Annotated in this window: 12 protein-coding genes and 1 pseudogene; 6 read left to right on the forward strand and 7 right to left on the reverse strand. The window is 59.6% G+C overall.

The features are described from left to right. Positions 1-108: 108 nt before the first annotated feature. Positions 109-675 (forward strand): annotated as a pseudogene (locus HMPREF3227_RS12845) (transposase); the annotation flags it as partial. 542 nt (positions 676-1217) lie between these two features. Here the strand turns inward: HMPREF3227_RS12845 and HMPREF3227_RS05500 are convergent. From HMPREF3227_RS05500 to HMPREF3227_RS05510, 3 genes are read right to left on the reverse strand one after another with little or no spacing between them, the layout of a single operon-like run. Further along, the gene (locus tag HMPREF3227_RS05500; RefSeq protein WP_014303356.1) at positions 1218-2039 is read right to left on the reverse strand and encodes an ABC transporter permease; all 822 of its coding nucleotides are present in this window, start codon (positions 2037-2039) and stop codon (positions 1218-1220) included. Beyond that, positions 2032-2793, reverse strand: a complete 762-nt coding sequence (locus tag HMPREF3227_RS05505; RefSeq protein ID WP_014303357.1) for an ABC transporter permease — start codon at positions 2791-2793, stop codon at positions 2032-2034. The genes HMPREF3227_RS05500 and HMPREF3227_RS05505 overlap by 8 nt, the downstream gene beginning before the upstream one ends. Next, positions 2790-3854, reverse strand: a complete 1065-nt coding sequence (locus tag HMPREF3227_RS05510; RefSeq protein ID WP_014303358.1) for an ATP-binding cassette domain-containing protein — start codon at positions 3852-3854, stop codon at positions 2790-2792. The genes HMPREF3227_RS05505 and HMPREF3227_RS05510 overlap by 4 nt, the downstream gene beginning before the upstream one ends. 411 nt (positions 3855-4265) lie before the next feature. On the opposite strand from HMPREF3227_RS05510, the gene HMPREF3227_RS05515 reads away from it, so the two are divergent. From HMPREF3227_RS05515 to HMPREF3227_RS05535, 5 genes are read left to right on the forward strand one after another with little or no spacing between them, the layout of a single operon-like run. After that, the gene (locus tag HMPREF3227_RS05515; RefSeq protein WP_014303359.1) at positions 4266-4895 is read left to right on the forward strand and encodes a sugar O-acetyltransferase; all 630 of its coding nucleotides are present in this window, start codon (positions 4266-4268) and stop codon (positions 4893-4895) included. 7 nt (positions 4896-4902) lie between these two features. After that, positions 4903-6120, forward strand: coding sequence for a glycosyltransferase (locus HMPREF3227_RS05520; RefSeq protein ID WP_066511036.1), 1218 nt, complete (start codon positions 4903-4905; stop codon positions 6118-6120). Continuing rightward, positions 6117-6902, forward strand: a complete 786-nt coding sequence (locus tag HMPREF3227_RS05525; protein ID WP_066511039.1) for a thioesterase II family protein — start codon at positions 6117-6119, stop codon at positions 6900-6902. The genes HMPREF3227_RS05520 and HMPREF3227_RS05525 overlap by 4 nt, the downstream gene beginning before the upstream one ends. Positions 6903-6929: 27 nt before the next feature. Then, positions 6930-8696, forward strand: coding sequence for an ABC transporter ATP-binding protein (locus HMPREF3227_RS05530; RefSeq protein ID WP_066511042.1), 1767 nt, complete (start codon positions 6930-6932; stop codon positions 8694-8696). Then, complete coding sequence (locus tag HMPREF3227_RS05535; protein ID WP_014303363.1) at positions 8696-10420, forward strand: ABC transporter ATP-binding protein; 1725 nt, start codon at positions 8696-8698, stop codon at positions 10418-10420. Before HMPREF3227_RS05530 ends, HMPREF3227_RS05535 begins: the two co-directional genes overlap by 1 nt. Before the next feature lie 3 nt (positions 10421-10423). On the opposite strand, the gene HMPREF3227_RS05540 is transcribed toward HMPREF3227_RS05535, so the two are convergent. The 4 genes from HMPREF3227_RS05540 to HMPREF3227_RS05555 all read right to left on the reverse strand — a co-directional run. After that, positions 10424-11902: an ABC transporter ATP-binding protein gene (locus HMPREF3227_RS05540; RefSeq protein ID WP_066511043.1), complete on the reverse strand. Its 1479-nt coding sequence runs from the start codon at positions 11900-11902 to the stop codon at positions 10424-10426. After that, positions 11899-12645 carry an energy-coupling factor transporter transmembrane component T gene (locus HMPREF3227_RS05545; protein WP_014303365.1) on the reverse strand — a complete coding sequence of 249 codons (747 nt, stop codon included), beginning with the start codon at positions 12643-12645 and terminating at the stop codon, positions 11899-11901. Before HMPREF3227_RS05545 ends, HMPREF3227_RS05540 begins: the two co-directional genes overlap by 4 nt. Next, positions 12645-13271: an MptD family putative ECF transporter S component gene (locus tag HMPREF3227_RS05550; protein WP_014307391.1), complete on the reverse strand. Its 627-nt coding sequence runs from the start codon at positions 13269-13271 to the stop codon at positions 12645-12647. Before HMPREF3227_RS05550 ends, HMPREF3227_RS05545 begins: the two co-directional genes overlap by 1 nt. A gap of 91 nt (positions 13272-13362) precedes the next feature. Then, positions 13363-15248, reverse strand: a 1886-nt coding sequence (locus HMPREF3227_RS05555; protein WP_156452975.1) for a non-ribosomal peptide synthetase, incomplete at its 5' end; no start/stop codon positions are given.

Genomic DNA, 15248 nt, shown 5'->3' on the forward strand with positions numbered 1-15248 from the left:
CCACTACGTGTCCACGATTTGCGGGCAACCCCAAAGTAGACATGTTAGGGGTTAGCTATGCTGCTTGGGCCGTGGACCATGATGTTTATTTCGCCTTGGCCTAAAGCCATCGATGCCATGCTTGCTGCCATCCACGAACAGACCGTATCCATTGCCGGCGCAGAATACGCCGAACTTGGCGTAGCAATGTCCGCCACAGATGCACTAACCAAACTCGAGCATCGTAAAGAAATCGAAGCGCAGGTACTCAAGCTGATTCAGGACATTCCGCAGACCGAGATTCTTTTATCCATGCCTGGTATCGGCCCGCGTAGCGCAGCGCAGATCCTCATGACTGTTGGCGATATGTCCGACTTCCCCGATGCAGCGCACCTAGCATCCTATGCAGGGCTATCACCGCGGACGAATCAGTCAGGAACGTCTATCATGTCGAATTCGCCTAACCGGGCTGGCAACAAAAAATTAAAGAACGCCCTATGGCAATCGTCTTTTGCATCGATCAGATTCCACGAGCGTTCCCGGCAATTCTATGAACGAAAACGCAAAGAAGGCAAAAGACACAACGCCGCAGTCGTCGCACTCGCACGCCGGCGCCTCAACGTTCTCTTCGCCATGATGCGAAACGGCGAGCTCTACCGAGACATCTCCACAGTCCAGGAGGCCGCAGCAGCCTAGAACCAACAGACCCTCACCTCAAGCCGATTGCACAGCAAGCCCAATCGGCTCCTCACCGTGCCCGAAAACAACATCCACAAGGAAAAGCAGAAACCCTTCACACCCCCCAACAAACTCACCCACGGAATTGACAAACTATATAGGAACACCTCCCTGGGCGATGGTGCAGGCGCGGAGAGCGCCGCTGTTGCCGATGCCGCGCCCAACACCGCGACGGTAGTAGAGTACCCGCTGCCGGTGCAGGAGTTTGCGGTGACCCGCTACGATTTGCCCGCCGGCACCACGGTTTCCACGCAGCTTCCCGGACCGGCCATCGCCCTGGCTACTTCTGGTGTGGTCACGGTAAACGACCTGGAGCTAGCCCCGGGCGAGGCCGCCTGGTTGCCGGTAACCGGCGGCGACACTACCCGCCTTAGCGCGGCCGCGGGTAAAGATTCGCAGCTCTTTATCGCGGCGGCGCGCCCTGCGCGGCAAGTAGCGCTACCGCGCCGCTGGGGACGCCGCCGCGCGACAAGTAGCACTGTCGCGCTAACCGGCGCTATTTACGACATGGTGGGGCGGCGGAACGCAGCTGCGGCGGCTAGCAGCACTACGGTGAGTGCTACCATCCAGGCCACGAAAGCCCAGACTGCGGTGCCGGGCTGGCCGGTGGCAAGGATTTCGGCGCTTGGCGTGCCGTCGATGGCGGCGCCGGCGCGGGCGGCGAAGGTAAGCGGATTCCACCGGGCGATGGGTTGAACCACACCAGCGAATTGCTCCACGGGCACGAGGCCGCCGTTAAGTGCCATGGCCGCCATGATGATGGGGGCCGGGCCAATGGCGGCCTCCGGGGTGGCGCACATCGCGCCCACCATGGCCGATAGCGAGGCGGCCACCACCGCGCCGAAGATGATGACTAACAGCACCCAGCCAAACCCGGCCAGCGTGTGAATACGCAGGCCAGAAGCCACGGAAGCCAGCAGCACCGCGCAGCCGGAGATAAGGCTGCGTAAGGAATCGAAACACCAGCGGCCGAAGATCTCCGGGCTGGTGCCGTAGCGCGTGGTCGCGATGCGGGTGGTGATACCGCGTTGGCGTTCCTTAATTATCTGCGCGGCGGCGGAGGTGCCATTCATCAGTTCGCTGGAAAGGATGAGCGCGATGGTAAGCGGTAACGCGTCGAGCGTGGCAGAGCCTTGCGAGGCCGCCATGAGGTCGCCAAACAGCCACCGCATGACCAGGAACATCAAAACGGGACCAGCCACGGTATTGGTAATTACCGCGCTATCGCGGCGGGCGGCGCGCAGGTGCCTTCCAAAATGCGTGGCGACAGTGGACAGCCAGGTGGTGTCGTGCGACACGGTGGCGGTGGTGTGGTTAGTCATGTTTCCTCCCCTGGAAAGCGGTGATAAAGCCCCATACGCCAACGACGGTCATGGCGATGAGCCAGCACAGTGCTTCGACTCCGCGCGCCCCCAGGGCAGCGCCACCTAGTAGGTTGCGGGCGGTGTCCAAGATGGGAGATAGCGGTACGTGCCGGATGATGGGGCCAATGCCGCCGGGCAGCGCATCCGCAGGCACGAATGCGGTGGAGAACATCACCATGACCAGCACGAGGTTTTGGAAGAGCAAGGACGCCGAGGTGGGCTTGGGGGCCAACAGGCAGGAGCCATCGATAAACGCGGAGAGGATGATGGTGAGGGCGGCGAAAAGGGCGATGGTAAGGATAATACGACCCGGTCCGGCAGCGTAGCGGGCACCGAGCAGGATCGTGGTGAGGACGACGATGCTGCACGACCACGCGGCGCGGGTGAGATCTGCCAGCAGCCGGCCGACGACCGTGGCCCAGGCGGGCGTCCCGGTGGCGCGGATGCGGTCGTGGATGCCGTTTTCGGCGTCACGCGTAATCGCCAAGGAGGAGCCCCCGGCGGCGAACACAATCGCCTGAATAACGCCGGCGGGCAGGAGGAAGGCGGCGTAATCGATGCCGAGTTCCGTCGAAGCCTTGGCGAAGGTGGCGTAAAAGATGACCATGAACAGGCTGGGTATTGCCACGGCGGAAACCATTACGGCCTTGTTGCGGACGGTGCGCAGGACATTGCGGTGCCACGAGGCAGCGACTGCTCCGAGCGCGTTCACTGGGAGCCTCCACCGGTGTGGGGAGCCTGCTGCGCGATGTCGCCGGACCCGGCGATAGCGAAGTAGACATCGTCCAAGGAGGGCGGAACCAAGGAGACGTCCGCGACCGAGGTGTCGTCGCCATCCCACAAGGCCAGCGCCCGGACTAGGGTGCGGTGGCCATCGGGCGCATCGACGCGCAATACGGTGTCCTCTTGGCGGCAGTCGATGCGGTGTTCTTGCAAGGTGTGGGTGAGGCGTGCGGCATCGTCCGGGCTAGACATCGTGATGAGGCACACCGTGGTGCCATAGCGGTCCTTGAGCTCGGCGGGGGTGCCTTCGTCGAGCACCTTGCCTCCGGCGAGCACGGCGACGCGGTCTGCGAGCTGGTCAGCTTCTTCCAGGTATTGGGTAGTAAGCAGGATCGAGGTGCCGTCGGCCGCCAGCCCGCGGACGGTATCCCACACGGAGCTGCGCGCGGCGGGGTCGAGGCCCGTGGTCGGCTCGTCGAGGAACAGCAGCGCGGGCGGGACAGTGAGGGAGGCGGCGATATCTAACCGCCGGCGCATGCCGCCCGAGTATGCCGAAACCAGGCGGTCGGCGGCGCCAACCAGATCGAAGCGCTCAAGAAGTTCCGCGGCGCGGGCCTTCGCATCGCTAGCTTTAAGCCCTGCCAGGCGGCCAAAGAAGATGAGGTTTTCCTTGCCGGTAAGCTCCTCATCCACTGCGGCGTATTGCCCGGTCAGCGCGATGGAAGCGCGCACCTTGGAAGGATCCGTGGCTAAGTTGTGGCCATCGATGATGGCGGTTCCGCCCGTGGCGGGCAGCAGCGTGGAAAGGACATTGACCAAGGTTGTCTTGCCGGCACCATTGGCGCCTAGGACGGCGAGGATGCCCCCGCGCGGAATGGCGAGGGTCACACCGCGCAGGATTTCCGTTCGCTTCTTGACTTTTCCCAGGCTACATCGCAGATCTTGGACATCAAGCACCAGGTCGCGGCCTTTTGCGTGGGCGCTGGTTGAGGGGACTGCGGTGGCGCTGGGGTCACCGCTAGCGGTTGCCGTGGTGGGGTTTTCTTTCATGATTCATCCCTGGATATACGTCAATGGTCTATTAGACGGCGCACCGATTCTCCTACCGCAGAAGGAAAACCGATTATTGCCCGCGAACGATGGATTGTGGTCCACGGAGCAAGCGCCTGGGGTAGTGCCAACTAATCCTTAGAAAATGATGTATGTCTAGCGGCACCGGGTCGTGCACAGCGCCCCGCAGGAGAGGGCTGCACAGGTCGGCTGATCGGCGGCGACGCTGCAGGTTGCTGCAAAGTTGAGCATACCATAATTAGGCATGGCATGCTTGACAATTAAGTCGAAGGCCTGTAAGCTACCAAGTGTGAGCTAAGAATCTGGGTATTCCGACTAGTCAGGGTCAAACCGCGTGGCTGACCGTAATTCGTATTGTGGCTCGCGCCTCTCAAGCGCAAAGGAGTATCCATGGATTCTCGAGAGCAAATCGAAGATAAGATTCTCTGCGGTCAGCCCTTCCGCCCTATTGAGGACCCGGATCTCTATTACGAGATGATGGAGGCGGCGGAGAAGTGTCACGATCTCAACCAGCTTCGTCCACTTCAAACAGCGGAGAAGCAGGCAGTGATGGCAGACCTGCTTGGTGAACTGGGGGAGCGCTTAATGGTTTTCCTGCCATTTCATGTCCAATATGGCTCGAAAATCAAGGTCGGAGATGGCGTGACCTTCAATCGAGGAACGACGGTACTTGATATGGCCCCGGTGACATTTGGCAATGAGGTCATGGTTGGTCCATGGTGTTCCTTCTTTGCTGGCAATCACGCCTTAGACCCCGTAGAGCGGCAATACATGGTGTGTACCGGGGGTGCGATCACCATACAAGACCATGTGTGGCTTGGTGGCAATTGCACGGTAACTGCGGGTGTCACGATTGGGCATGGTGCAGTAATTGGTGCTGGCAGTGTTGTGACAAGAGATATTCCGCCCATGGTACTCGCAGCCGGTAATCCGTGCCGAGTCATTCGTGATATTGGCCCGGAAGATAAGCTCATGGGGGAGTCTTGGGTTCCTGAGTGGCCTAGTTGGATTACGGATTGAGACGGCTGTGAAAGTTCTCGCGGTCGTCCTGGGTTCTGAGGGTGATATGCTGCCATTTGCGCACCTTGGTGTCGCACTTCGAGATCGTGGCCACCAGTTTGTTTTGGCTGGGTTTAGCGAATTCGGCGGGAGTTTTCGTGCAAACGGGGTGGACTACATCGAGTTACCCGGTGATTACCGGGCGTTAATGAAGCGCCTTTTGGGCGATAGTAAAGGCATGATGGACACTGTCTTAGGTATCCGTGAGATGATATCTGAAGCCCACGTTTTCGATGTGTTAGAGCATGCCATGGATGGCGTTGACGTGGTCATGTACACCCAATTCAGTGAAGTTGCTCGGTTGTTAGGGGCTGCACGCGGAGTCCCCAGCGTTCGGGTGCAGGTTTTCCCTAGCGAACCCTGCCTCCGTTACAGCCTCGTGGATCCGCGAAAACTGGACGGCTCTGTCGGAGCTCTGGTCACCCACTGGATGTCCAATACTCTGATGGCTTGGGCGATGCGCCCAGTGATAGCGGCATGGCGCCGTAGGTTGGGGCTGCGTCAGCGAGCGCTCTCCTCTCCACCAACCACGATCTACCAATTCAGTCCCGCGTTGAGTCCGCCGGCGCCGGAATGGAAAAACCACATTCACGTCACTGGCGAGTGGCTTGACCCGCACCACAGTGAACTCGCCCTAGACCCAGCAGTCGAGGAGTTTGTGGCTGCCGGCTCGGCCCCGGTTCTGGCAAGCTTTGGGAGTATGGTCTCAGATCGCGTTTATGACCTTCAACGATGGACTCGAGACGCGTGCATCGAGCATGGTCTGCGGGCGATAATCGTCGATCCCGATCATGAGCCTGGTGTGAGAGAAGGAATCCTCACCGTCGCCCGGGTCCCGTTCGCGACTGTGCTTCCGTGGTGCCGTGCAGGCATCTGCCACGGCTCACTGGGCACCACCGGGGCGATCCTGCGCGCCGGCAAGCCGTGCCTTGCGGTTGCATTCGGTGGTGACCAACATTTCCATGCCAACGCAGTTTGTCGAAACGGTGCCGGGCCGAACTATATTGACGCCCAGCGAGGCGAACTGAGTGCCCAGTCCCTGGCCGCCGGAATTGCCGATTTGGTAAGTGGAGCATACGACTCCGCAGCCCGCAGGATGCCCGAGTTGCTTGCCACAGACCCGGGTACCGTCGCAGCAGTAGAAATCGTGCTTAATCAGTCCGACCTAGCGAAAGGCGAAAAATGACAGAAATCAGCTGCGAGGGAGTCTTTCCGTTTGTGGCCGGACATCGCACTGGAACCCTCTTGTTTTGCTTCCATCACGCAGGAGGCAGCGCTTCCGTCTATCGTGGATGGGTGGGGGTCAACCCAAGCATTGACGTGGTGCCGGTGGAGCTTCCCGGAAAGGCAACCCGTCGCCGAGAGAAATGGGTAAGCGACTTTGACAAGCTCGCCGATATGTGCGCAACCGAGATAGTAGATCTGGCGGCGGGCGCGCCGATTGCGTTGTACGGCCACTCCATGGGGGCAGCGCTGGCCTACCAGGTTGCTGCCTGCCTGCAGCAGATGCATCGGCCCACTATACCGGAAGCCGTGGTGGTGGCCGCACGGCAGGCGCCCGGAGAAACCGTGCCTGGGGAATACCACTCGTCAATGGGGTTCGGTGCGCTGCGCAGGGAGTTTGAGAAGGTAGGTGGCACACCACCTGAGATCCTTGCCAATGATGATGTGATGAAGCTGCTGCTCGCTGACATTCGTCGCGATTATGTGTTACACGAGGGCTTTCACCATGCAACCACGGTGCTTCGCTCTCCTGTGCTGGCATTGGCGGGGGATAGCGACCCAGCTGTCAGCCCAGAGATGCTTTCCCGGTGGGAAAGTTTTACCAGCGGTAGTTTTGAACTGAAGGTCCTGCCGGGTGGGCATTTCTTCCCGCTCGATACTGGAACCGAGTTCCTCGACCTGCTTGCCGGTTTTCTAGCGGGAATTACTGGGAACACTGCCTGGTTAGCGCGGAACAATGCGTGATTGTGACTGTTAAGTAAAGAGGCCCCGATGACCGAACAAAAACCACCCATTACATTTAGGCAAATATCTCAACCTGCCCACCGGCAGATCACGGTGTCGCTGCTATTGGCGGTGCTGGCGGCGGTTTTGTCGCTGGTGCCGGTAATCGTGCTGGTTGAGCTGGTGCGCACCGTAATGCTGTCCTTCCAGGGAGAGCCGATAGATGCGTCAAAGCTGTGGCTGCTAGTCGCGGCGCTCATGGTGGCCACCGTCCTACATGGACAGGTAACCGTGAAGAGCCTCCAGGTAAGCCACCAGGCCGACGGCCTTTTGGGCGAGCACTTACGCCAGCAGCAGATTACCAAGCTGGGTAGGCTCCCGCTGTCTTGGTTTACGCGGACACCTTCGGGGACTGTGAAAACCTACATCGAAGACGACGTCACCAAGATCCACCAGCTCATCGCCCACGCGCCGCACGATTATTCGGCCGGTGTACTCGTACCGCTATTGAGCCTGGGATACATGTTCGTGGTGGACTGGCGGATAGGCCTGCTGGGCCTGGTACCACTGCTGTTGGCAGTGGCCACCATGCCGTTTATGATGCGCGAGTTTCAAGAAAAGGCGGAGAAATTTAAGTCCAGCCAGAAGCAGCTAGACGCCGCCGTCGTAGAGTTGGTGCGCGGCATCCCGGTTATCAAGGTGTTTGTTCCGGAAGGCTACGACGAGAGCATTTTCCTTAGTCGTTCCCGGAGTTTTGGTGGGTTCTATCGCGAGTGGTTGCACGCCACCGTACACCCCACCGCTTTGATGAAGATCTTCACCTCCACCGGGTTTGGCCTGCTGGTGGTAGCCGCGGCCAGCCCGTGGCTCATCACGTCTGCGGGCGTACCAGTGGCCGATGTGCTGGCAGCGTTTTTGTTCATCAACAACATCGCCGCGCCTCTGCTTATGCTTTCGCGCACTAACATCATGTTTTCGGAGGCGAAGGCTGCCGCGGCGGATCTCACCGAGTTCTTCAACATCCCGGTATTGCCGCCCGCTGCTGGCGGCAGGGAGCCTGCAAACGCCGGAATTGAGTTGAAAGATTTAAGCTTCTCCTACGTGCCGGACACCCCGGTGCTTTCCGGCATTAACCAAAAACTTACCGCCGGCAGCATCACTGCGGTGGTGGGACCTTCCGGCTCGGGGAAGTCCACGTTAGCCGCGCTCATCCCCCGGCTATTAGACCCCACGGAGGGGTCGGTGCGCATTGGTGGCGTCCCTAGTACTGATCTCCGATCTGACCAGCTCTACCGTAGGGTAGGGTTCGTCTTCCAGGACCCTTACCTTATGCGGATGAGCGTGCGGGATAACATTCGCCTCGCTCACCCGGAGGCCACCGACGCAGACGTGGTTCGCGCCGCCCGCGCCGCCCAGATTCATGAGCGCATTACCCATCTGCCGCGCGGCTACGACTCGGTGGTGGGAGAGGACGCGCAGCTTTCCGGTGGCGAGCAGCAGCGGCTGGCTATTGCCCGGTCCATCTTGCTCGACGCGCCGATCCTCGTGTTGGATGAGGCCACCGCTTTTGCGGATCCGGACTCCGAGGCCGCGATCCAGCGGGCCATTACCGAGCTGGTGGCCGGGCGCACGCTAGTAGTTATCGCACACCGGCTCCACACGATCACCGGCGCTGACCGGATCCTCATGCTGGAAAACGGTGAGGTCACCGAAGCAGGCACTCACGAAGAGTTAGTGGCGGCAGGCAAGGGCTACGCCACGATGTGGGCACGCTACCAAACCGCGCAGGCGGGCATCCAAGGGGAGGAAAAATAATGATCCGCACGCTCTATTCACTGGGCAGTCCGGCTGATCGTCGCCGTCTGGTGCTGGTCCTTACGCTAATTGGGATTTCCGCGGTGGCGTTGGCCATTGGCCTTATCCTCATTGCACTGTTTTTGGACACGCTGTTTAGCGAAGATCCCGCGCAGGCCGCAGCATGGTTGCCCTGGATCATTATCTCCGTCCTCGTCTACGCCGCCGCAGACTGGCCCACTGAGGTTATTGCCCAGGACCTGGGGCATGATTACGTGCTGCGCATCCACCGGCTTATCGCCGATCGCACGGCACAGCTACCCCTGGGCTATTTTGAAGAAGATCGCGCCGGCCAGATCGGTGTTGTAGCCACCAGCGGTGCGCTGTTTGCCGCTAACGCGCCGGCAATGATGCTGCGGCCCATGCTGCACGGTGCTGCCTCGGCCGGTTTGGCTTGCGTGTTTCTCATCGCCGTGGACTGGCGGCTGGGGCTGGTTACCGTTGCAGTGGCTGCCGTGGTGTGGTTCGCCTATAACCGCCTAATGCGGCAGTACCGCGTGGCAGAGCGCCAGAAGGGCGAGCGCAACGAGCACGGCGCCGCGGAGGTGCTGGAGTTCGCCCAGGTGCAGCCGGTGCTGCGCATGGCTGGGCCGGATTCGCTGGGGGAGCGCGCCGTGCGCGCCTCGATTCGAGAGCAGCTTAGCGCCCAGCAGCACACCCAGAAGACAGGTGAGATGATCATGGGTCGTCTGGCTTTAATCATCATGGTCGGTACCGTGGTCATTGATGCCCTGGCCACCGTGCTACTTCTCAACCACTGGCTAGAAGCAGGCACCTACATTGGCGTCATTGTGTTGGTGTTCATCCTGGCTCGCGTTGCTATGTCGGGCATACCCTACGGCGAGGGCTTGGAATCCGCGCGCAATACCTTAGATGAGATCCAAAAGATCCTCGATGCGCGGGTGTTGCCGGAGCCTGCGGTTCCGGCGGCGCCACGCGACTATGGCATCGAGTTCGATGGGGTGGGCTTTGGCTACGAACCCAACACCCCAGTGGTCCGCGACGTGAGTTTCCGCGTGGCGCCCGGAACTACTACTGCGTTGGTGGGTCCCAGCGGCTGCGGCAAGAGCACCTTGCTAAAACTTGCGGCACGCTTCTATGACGTTGACCAGGGGACCATCCGTATCGGTGGTGTGGATATTCGCGATCTTGGCTCCCGGGCGGTGTTGGATTCGCTGGCTATGGTGTTCCAATACGTGTACCTCTTCGAGGACACACTGTATGAAAACATCCGCCTGGGCTGCCACAATGCAACGCGGGAGGAGGTGCTCCGCGCAGCGGAGTTGGCCGGTGTCACCGAGATTGCCCGGCAGCTGCCGCAGGGGTTTGACACCCTGATTAGCGAGGGCGGGCAGAATCTCTCCGGTGGTGAGCGTCAGCGTGTCTCCATCGCTCGTGCGCTACTGAAGGACGCGCGGATCGTGCTGCTTGATGAGGCGACTAGCTCTCTAGACGTGCAGAATGAGCACCTTGTGATGCGCGGTATGAAAACGCTTTCTGCCGAGCGCACCATCGTCGTCATTGCGCACCGGCTGCACACCATCCGCGACGCGGACCAGATTGTGATGATGAGTCCCTCCGGCACCGTGGAGTCTATCGGCAACCACGAGGAACTCATGGAGAGTTCCCCACGCTACCGCAGCTTCTGGGGTGAAAAGAGCGACGCCACCAGCTGGAAGCTGTAGGGACTAGCTGTCGCGGCCGCGTAGATACCGCACCGTGCGCGCCAGTGCGAGATCATCGCACGGTTCGCAGGCGGTAAGGCGGCCTTTTTCCACGCGCAGGAGAAGATCGCAGCACCGCGCCACCAGCTCCATGTCATGGGTTACTACCAAAACGGTCTTGCCCTGCCGGGCTAGGGCGTCTAGCAGGTGGGCCACCCGGTGCATGCGGCACAGGTCCAGCCCGCTGGTGGGTTCATCGAAGACGATTACCTCGCGCTCACTTAGGACTGCTGAGGCGATGGCCACGCGCTGGCGTTCGCCGCCCGAAAGCGACATCGGGTGCCGGGCCCGCTTGTCCGCGAGATCAAGTGCACCAAGCACCTCGGTAAGGCGCGCTTCGTTTTTCCCATCCGGTCCACTGGTGCCGATGATTACGTCGGACTCCACGCTCTCCCCGAAAAGCTGGTGGTTTACGTCCTGCATTACTAAATAGGACTGGCGCAGGCGCTGCCGGGGACCCGAGAGCGAGCGGTTATTGATGTCCACCACGCCGGTGGCCTTAGATTCCAGGCCAGTCAGAACGCGCACAAAGGTAGATTTTCCGGCCCCGTTGCGTCCTACCACGCCGATGACTTGTCCTTGCGGCAACTCCGTGTGGCTGATGCTCAGGGATGGCTCTGTAGCCTTGGGGTAGGTGAACTGTAGCTTTTTGAGCACCATCGTGCCACTTGAAGGGCGTGGCTCGCGGGTCACCTCGGGGACCTGCTGCGCTGAGCGCAAGCCCATGCGGTACAGTTCGGCCTTGTCTAGGGTGCGAAACTCCGAGCCGCTGAGATCATGAGCGATCTGCCCGTCCTGCATAACCAGCACTCGGTCCACGATGTCAACTAGGTAGGAAAGCCGATGCTCAGCGATCAGGACGGTGCGGCCCTGTGTCTTCCACTGCGCGACGATGCGGCGCAGCTCATCGACGGCGGCGAGGTCGAGATTTGATGATGGTTCGTCTAGTAGTAGTACCTGTGGGTGCATCGCGGCCACTGAAGCGCATGCTATTTTTTGTTTCTGGCCGCCGGAAAGTGTGAACAGGTGCCGGTCGAGGAGATGAACCATGCCGAAATCTGCGGAAAGTTCCCCAATACGCTGTCGAATCTCGTTGGGCGCCACGCCGAGGTTTTCGCAGCCAAAGGCGAGTTCGCTGGCTACTTCCAGCGTGAAAAATTGCGACTTGGGGTTTTGGAACACTGAGCCTACGCGTTCGGCGATGTCGTGTGGGTGGGCATGAGTGATGTCTTCGTCGTCCAGCAGCACCTCCCCCGAAATCTGGGCGTCGCAGAACGTGTGCGCCACGCCGTTTATCAGGCGTAGCAGGCTGGACTTACCGCAGCCTGATTCGCCACACACTAGAATTAGTTCGCCCTTCGCCACGGTGAGATTTACGTGGTGCAGCACCGGCTCCGCTGTGTTTTGACCATAGGATAGTGACACATCGTGCAGCTTTATCACGGCAGCATCACTATATTTACCAGTAGTAGGATCAGGGACACGACGAGCACGCTTATGACTATTGCGTCGCCTACGCGGAAGCCTATCTCGCACAGCGTGGTTCGTCGGCGAGGCGAGCCCAATCCGCGGGTCACTGCAGACATAGCCAGCTCGTTGCCGATGCTCACAACGGACGCCAACAGTGGCACAAAGCGGTATTCGAGCATAGCGATCGGGTTGCGCAGGCCCGAGATGCCACGCATCTGCATGGCGGTGCGGATATCGCGGTATTCCTCGAGAATCGTCGGGAAGAACCGGAACATGATGGACGTGGGGATGGTCAGGGCGTCGGGGCTCCGCATGCGCTGCATCGCGGCCATGAATTCGCTGGCCGAGACGGTGCGTAGTAGGTACCAGCAGCACGTGATGCCAGGGAGGATGAGCGAAAGCCCTGCGAACCACGTAGCGCACACGTCCACGATGATGTGGCGCTCGGGCAGGGCCTGTACCACCACCGCAGGAAAGCCGGCGAGCACCGCGAAGGTGAGTGCGTATCGCAGTGCAGCGGCCACCATGCCGGAGGCGAGGAAAAGTGCCCCGGGAACGGCAATGAGCATCCACCGGGCGGTGCTGCCCAGCGCCCCACTGGACCCGGCCGGTGAGATGAGCACCGAGGACACCACGAGGATGACCAGCACCGTGGTGCGTGGGTCCAGATGGAGTCCCGCTGTGTGCGTGCCTGATCCGGGCAAAGTGGGCGACATCAGGCGATTCCTGCTCGCTGGAAGTGCTTGGTGAAGATGCGCCGGCCGAGGATCCCGCCGAGGATCCCGCATACGAAGGTTACTATCACAATGATGAGGAATAGCCAAGTCATCTGGCCAATAGAGGTGAGGCCATCCGCGAAACTAGCACCATATTTGGTCTGCATGCCGCTGCTCTCTATGTAGCGCCGAGTGGTGAAGAAAAGCGGAATATATGATGCGGTGGGTGACACTGCTATAAAGGCATAGGCGATCACACTGTGTATTGCGCTCGTATACTTGCCGGCGCGCAAAATTAACTCGGCAAACACGGCCATGACCAAGCTGAGCAGCAGTGGCCATATGCCTAAACCAAGCAGCAGGCTGGCGAGGCCGCTGAGAAGAAGGAATATGAAGACCATGCCGGGCTTGTGCACCTTGGCCAAGAACAGCATCATCGGGATGCCCAGGATGAGGGCCTGAACGCTGGTGATCATCACGTAGGTGATGGGGGTGATGCCGATGAAGGCGATGACCACGCCGGCTACCAAGTTGATGACGAAGAAGATGCCGATGTTCATCAGGTCGGTGATGTTCAGCCGTCCTGCTTTTGCATCTTTCGGGGTGGTGTGGGGAGTACTGGGCATGATGTTTCCTTTCAGATTAGGCTGCTTGTGCGTAGCACTGGGTTGGGGGCAAGTGGCTTGTCAGGTGAGTGAAACAGGTGTGGCATGAACTCTAAATTTCGCCTTCTTCTACGTCGCTGCCGACGATGTCGGCGATCAGGTCGGACAATTCTCGGACCGTTGGATGGTTGAATACGTCACGTATGGAGATCTCTACTGACATTTCTCGACGAATCGAGTTAGTAAGCCGCACGGCCGTGAGCGAGTCGGCACCGATGGTGAAGAAGTCATCGTCGATGCTGATCTCCTTGGGCCCGAGGAGTTCTTGCAAGACGGTAATGATACCCGAATCTCGGTGATTACGAGAGCGTTCCCTTGTTTGTGGTTGTTCAAAGGTTTTTCCTTCTAAACTCTTGCGATCAATCTTGCCGTTCCAAGACCGTGGTAGCCCATCAATGCGTGATATCACGCGTGGACGCATATAGGCAGGGAGAGACTCGGCGAGGTGGTTATTGAGTGCTGCCATGTTAAAGCCCTCATGCGTAACAACGTAGAGAACAATGCCATGGTCGTTGACAGCGACGCAATCGCGGAGTTCGTTGAATTTTCGTGCTGTTGACTCGATCTCACCGAGTTCGATGCGGTAGCCGTTGACCTTAACCTGACCGTCCTCGCGCCCCAGGAAGATGATGTGACCAAGGTGATTGTAGAGGGCCTTGTCGCCCGTGCGGTACATTCGTTCGCCGGTGCGGGGGTGGGTGATGAATGATGCTGCGGTCTTCTCTGGGTCCTTCCAGTACCCCATGGCCAGGCCACGTCCGGCAATGTAAAGGTCTCCCGGCACATGCGTGGGTCGGGGGTTCAGGGCCTCATCGAGGATGTACATTCGCTGATTTGCCAGCGGCGTTCCATAGGGAATGCTGGTACGCGAGGCATCATCGACGCCTACCTCGTACCAGTTTGACCATATCGATGCCTCGGTAGCACCCCCAGCAGCGAAAACTGTGCAGTCCCGGAAGAGGGTGCTGACCTGGTAAGCGATATTTACAGGTATCCAATCTCCGCTGAGTAGTGCCGACCGTACGGAGGAACCAATGAGGCTCCGTTCGCGGAGGTGTTCCACGTACATCGAAAAAAGTGCTGGCACAGAGTTCCACAGCGTCACCGAGTGCGTAGTTACGGCATCTGCCCAGCACTGCGGATCACGTTTGTCTGCTGGAGATGGCAACACCAAGGTAGCACCCCGCGCGAACATCCCGAAGATGTCGTATACCGATAGATCGAAGTTTAGCTCTGAAATCCCCAATATCCGGTCGGTCGGAGTCACCCCGAGGCGTTCGTTGACATCGACAATCGTATTGACCGCCGACTCGTGGGTGATGGCTACTCCTTTGGGAGTGCCCGTCGTACCAGACGTGTAGATGACGTACGCAAGCGAGCTGGGTGTCGGACTCGATTCGCTTAAGGCCTGGTCACCTGGCCGATGCCGGGCGACATCGGCCAGAGTGATGACTGTGCAGTGCTCGGCTAACGCAGCGAAATCATCGTCCGGATGGTCCATCGCAACAATGGATGCACCCGCATCGTTGATGATGGAAGTGTTACGCCCCACCGGTTGGTCCACGCTCAGCGGCAAGTAGGCGCATCCGGCCTTCATTGCGCCTAGTACCGCTGCGATCTGTTGTGCGGACTTTTCCATCATGATGCCAACGAGATCACCAGGCGCCGGGTCAGTTGCAGCAATAAGCTGGGCCCACTTATCCGACTGCTCATTGAGTTGCTCGTATGTCCATTGCGTGGTGGCGTCTATCACCGCGAGGTTGTCACCATGCTCGGCAAGTCCCTTCTGATACAGCCCCAGTAGGCTCTTATCCGCTCCGGGGAGTTCCCGGACTGTGTCGTTGATTCGATCTGCGGTGGGCGCGTTGGTCGTCGGAGCTATGGTACTGGTGGGCGCGTTCCAGAGTGGCTCTTCCGGTTTTAGAGTGCATTGATTAG

This window comes from Corynebacterium sp. CMW7794 (genome assembly GCF_001563605.1).
GTDB lineage: Bacteria > Actinomycetota > Actinomycetes > Mycobacteriales > Mycobacteriaceae > Corynebacterium > Corynebacterium phoceense.

Coding starts and splice junctions, on each gene's coding strand:
- HMPREF3227_RS05500 (WP_014303356.1), bottom strand. CDS start 2,039: ATGACTAACCACACCACCGCCACCGTGTCGCACGACACCACCTGGCTG.
- HMPREF3227_RS05510 (WP_014303358.1), bottom strand. CDS start 3,854: ATGAAAGAAAACCCCACCACGGCAACCGCTAGCGGTGACCCCAGCGCC.
- HMPREF3227_RS05515 (WP_014303359.1), top strand. CDS start 4,266: ATGGATTCTCGAGAGCAAATCGAAGATAAGATTCTCTGCGGTCAGCCC.
- HMPREF3227_RS05525 (WP_066511039.1), top strand. CDS start 6,117: ATGACAGAAATCAGCTGCGAGGGAGTCTTTCCGTTTGTGGCCGGACAT.
- HMPREF3227_RS05530 (WP_066511042.1), top strand. CDS start 6,930: ATGACCGAACAAAAACCACCCATTACATTTAGGCAAATATCTCAACCT.
- HMPREF3227_RS05535 (WP_014303363.1), top strand. CDS start 8,696: ATGATCCGCACGCTCTATTCACTGGGCAGTCCGGCTGATCGTCGCCGT.
- HMPREF3227_RS05545 (WP_014303365.1), bottom strand. CDS start 12,645: ATGTCGCCCACTTTGCCCGGATCAGGCACGCACACAGCGGGACTCCAT.
- HMPREF3227_RS05550 (WP_014307391.1), bottom strand. CDS start 13,271: ATGCCCAGTACTCCCCACACCACCCCGAAAGATGCAAAAGCAGGACGG.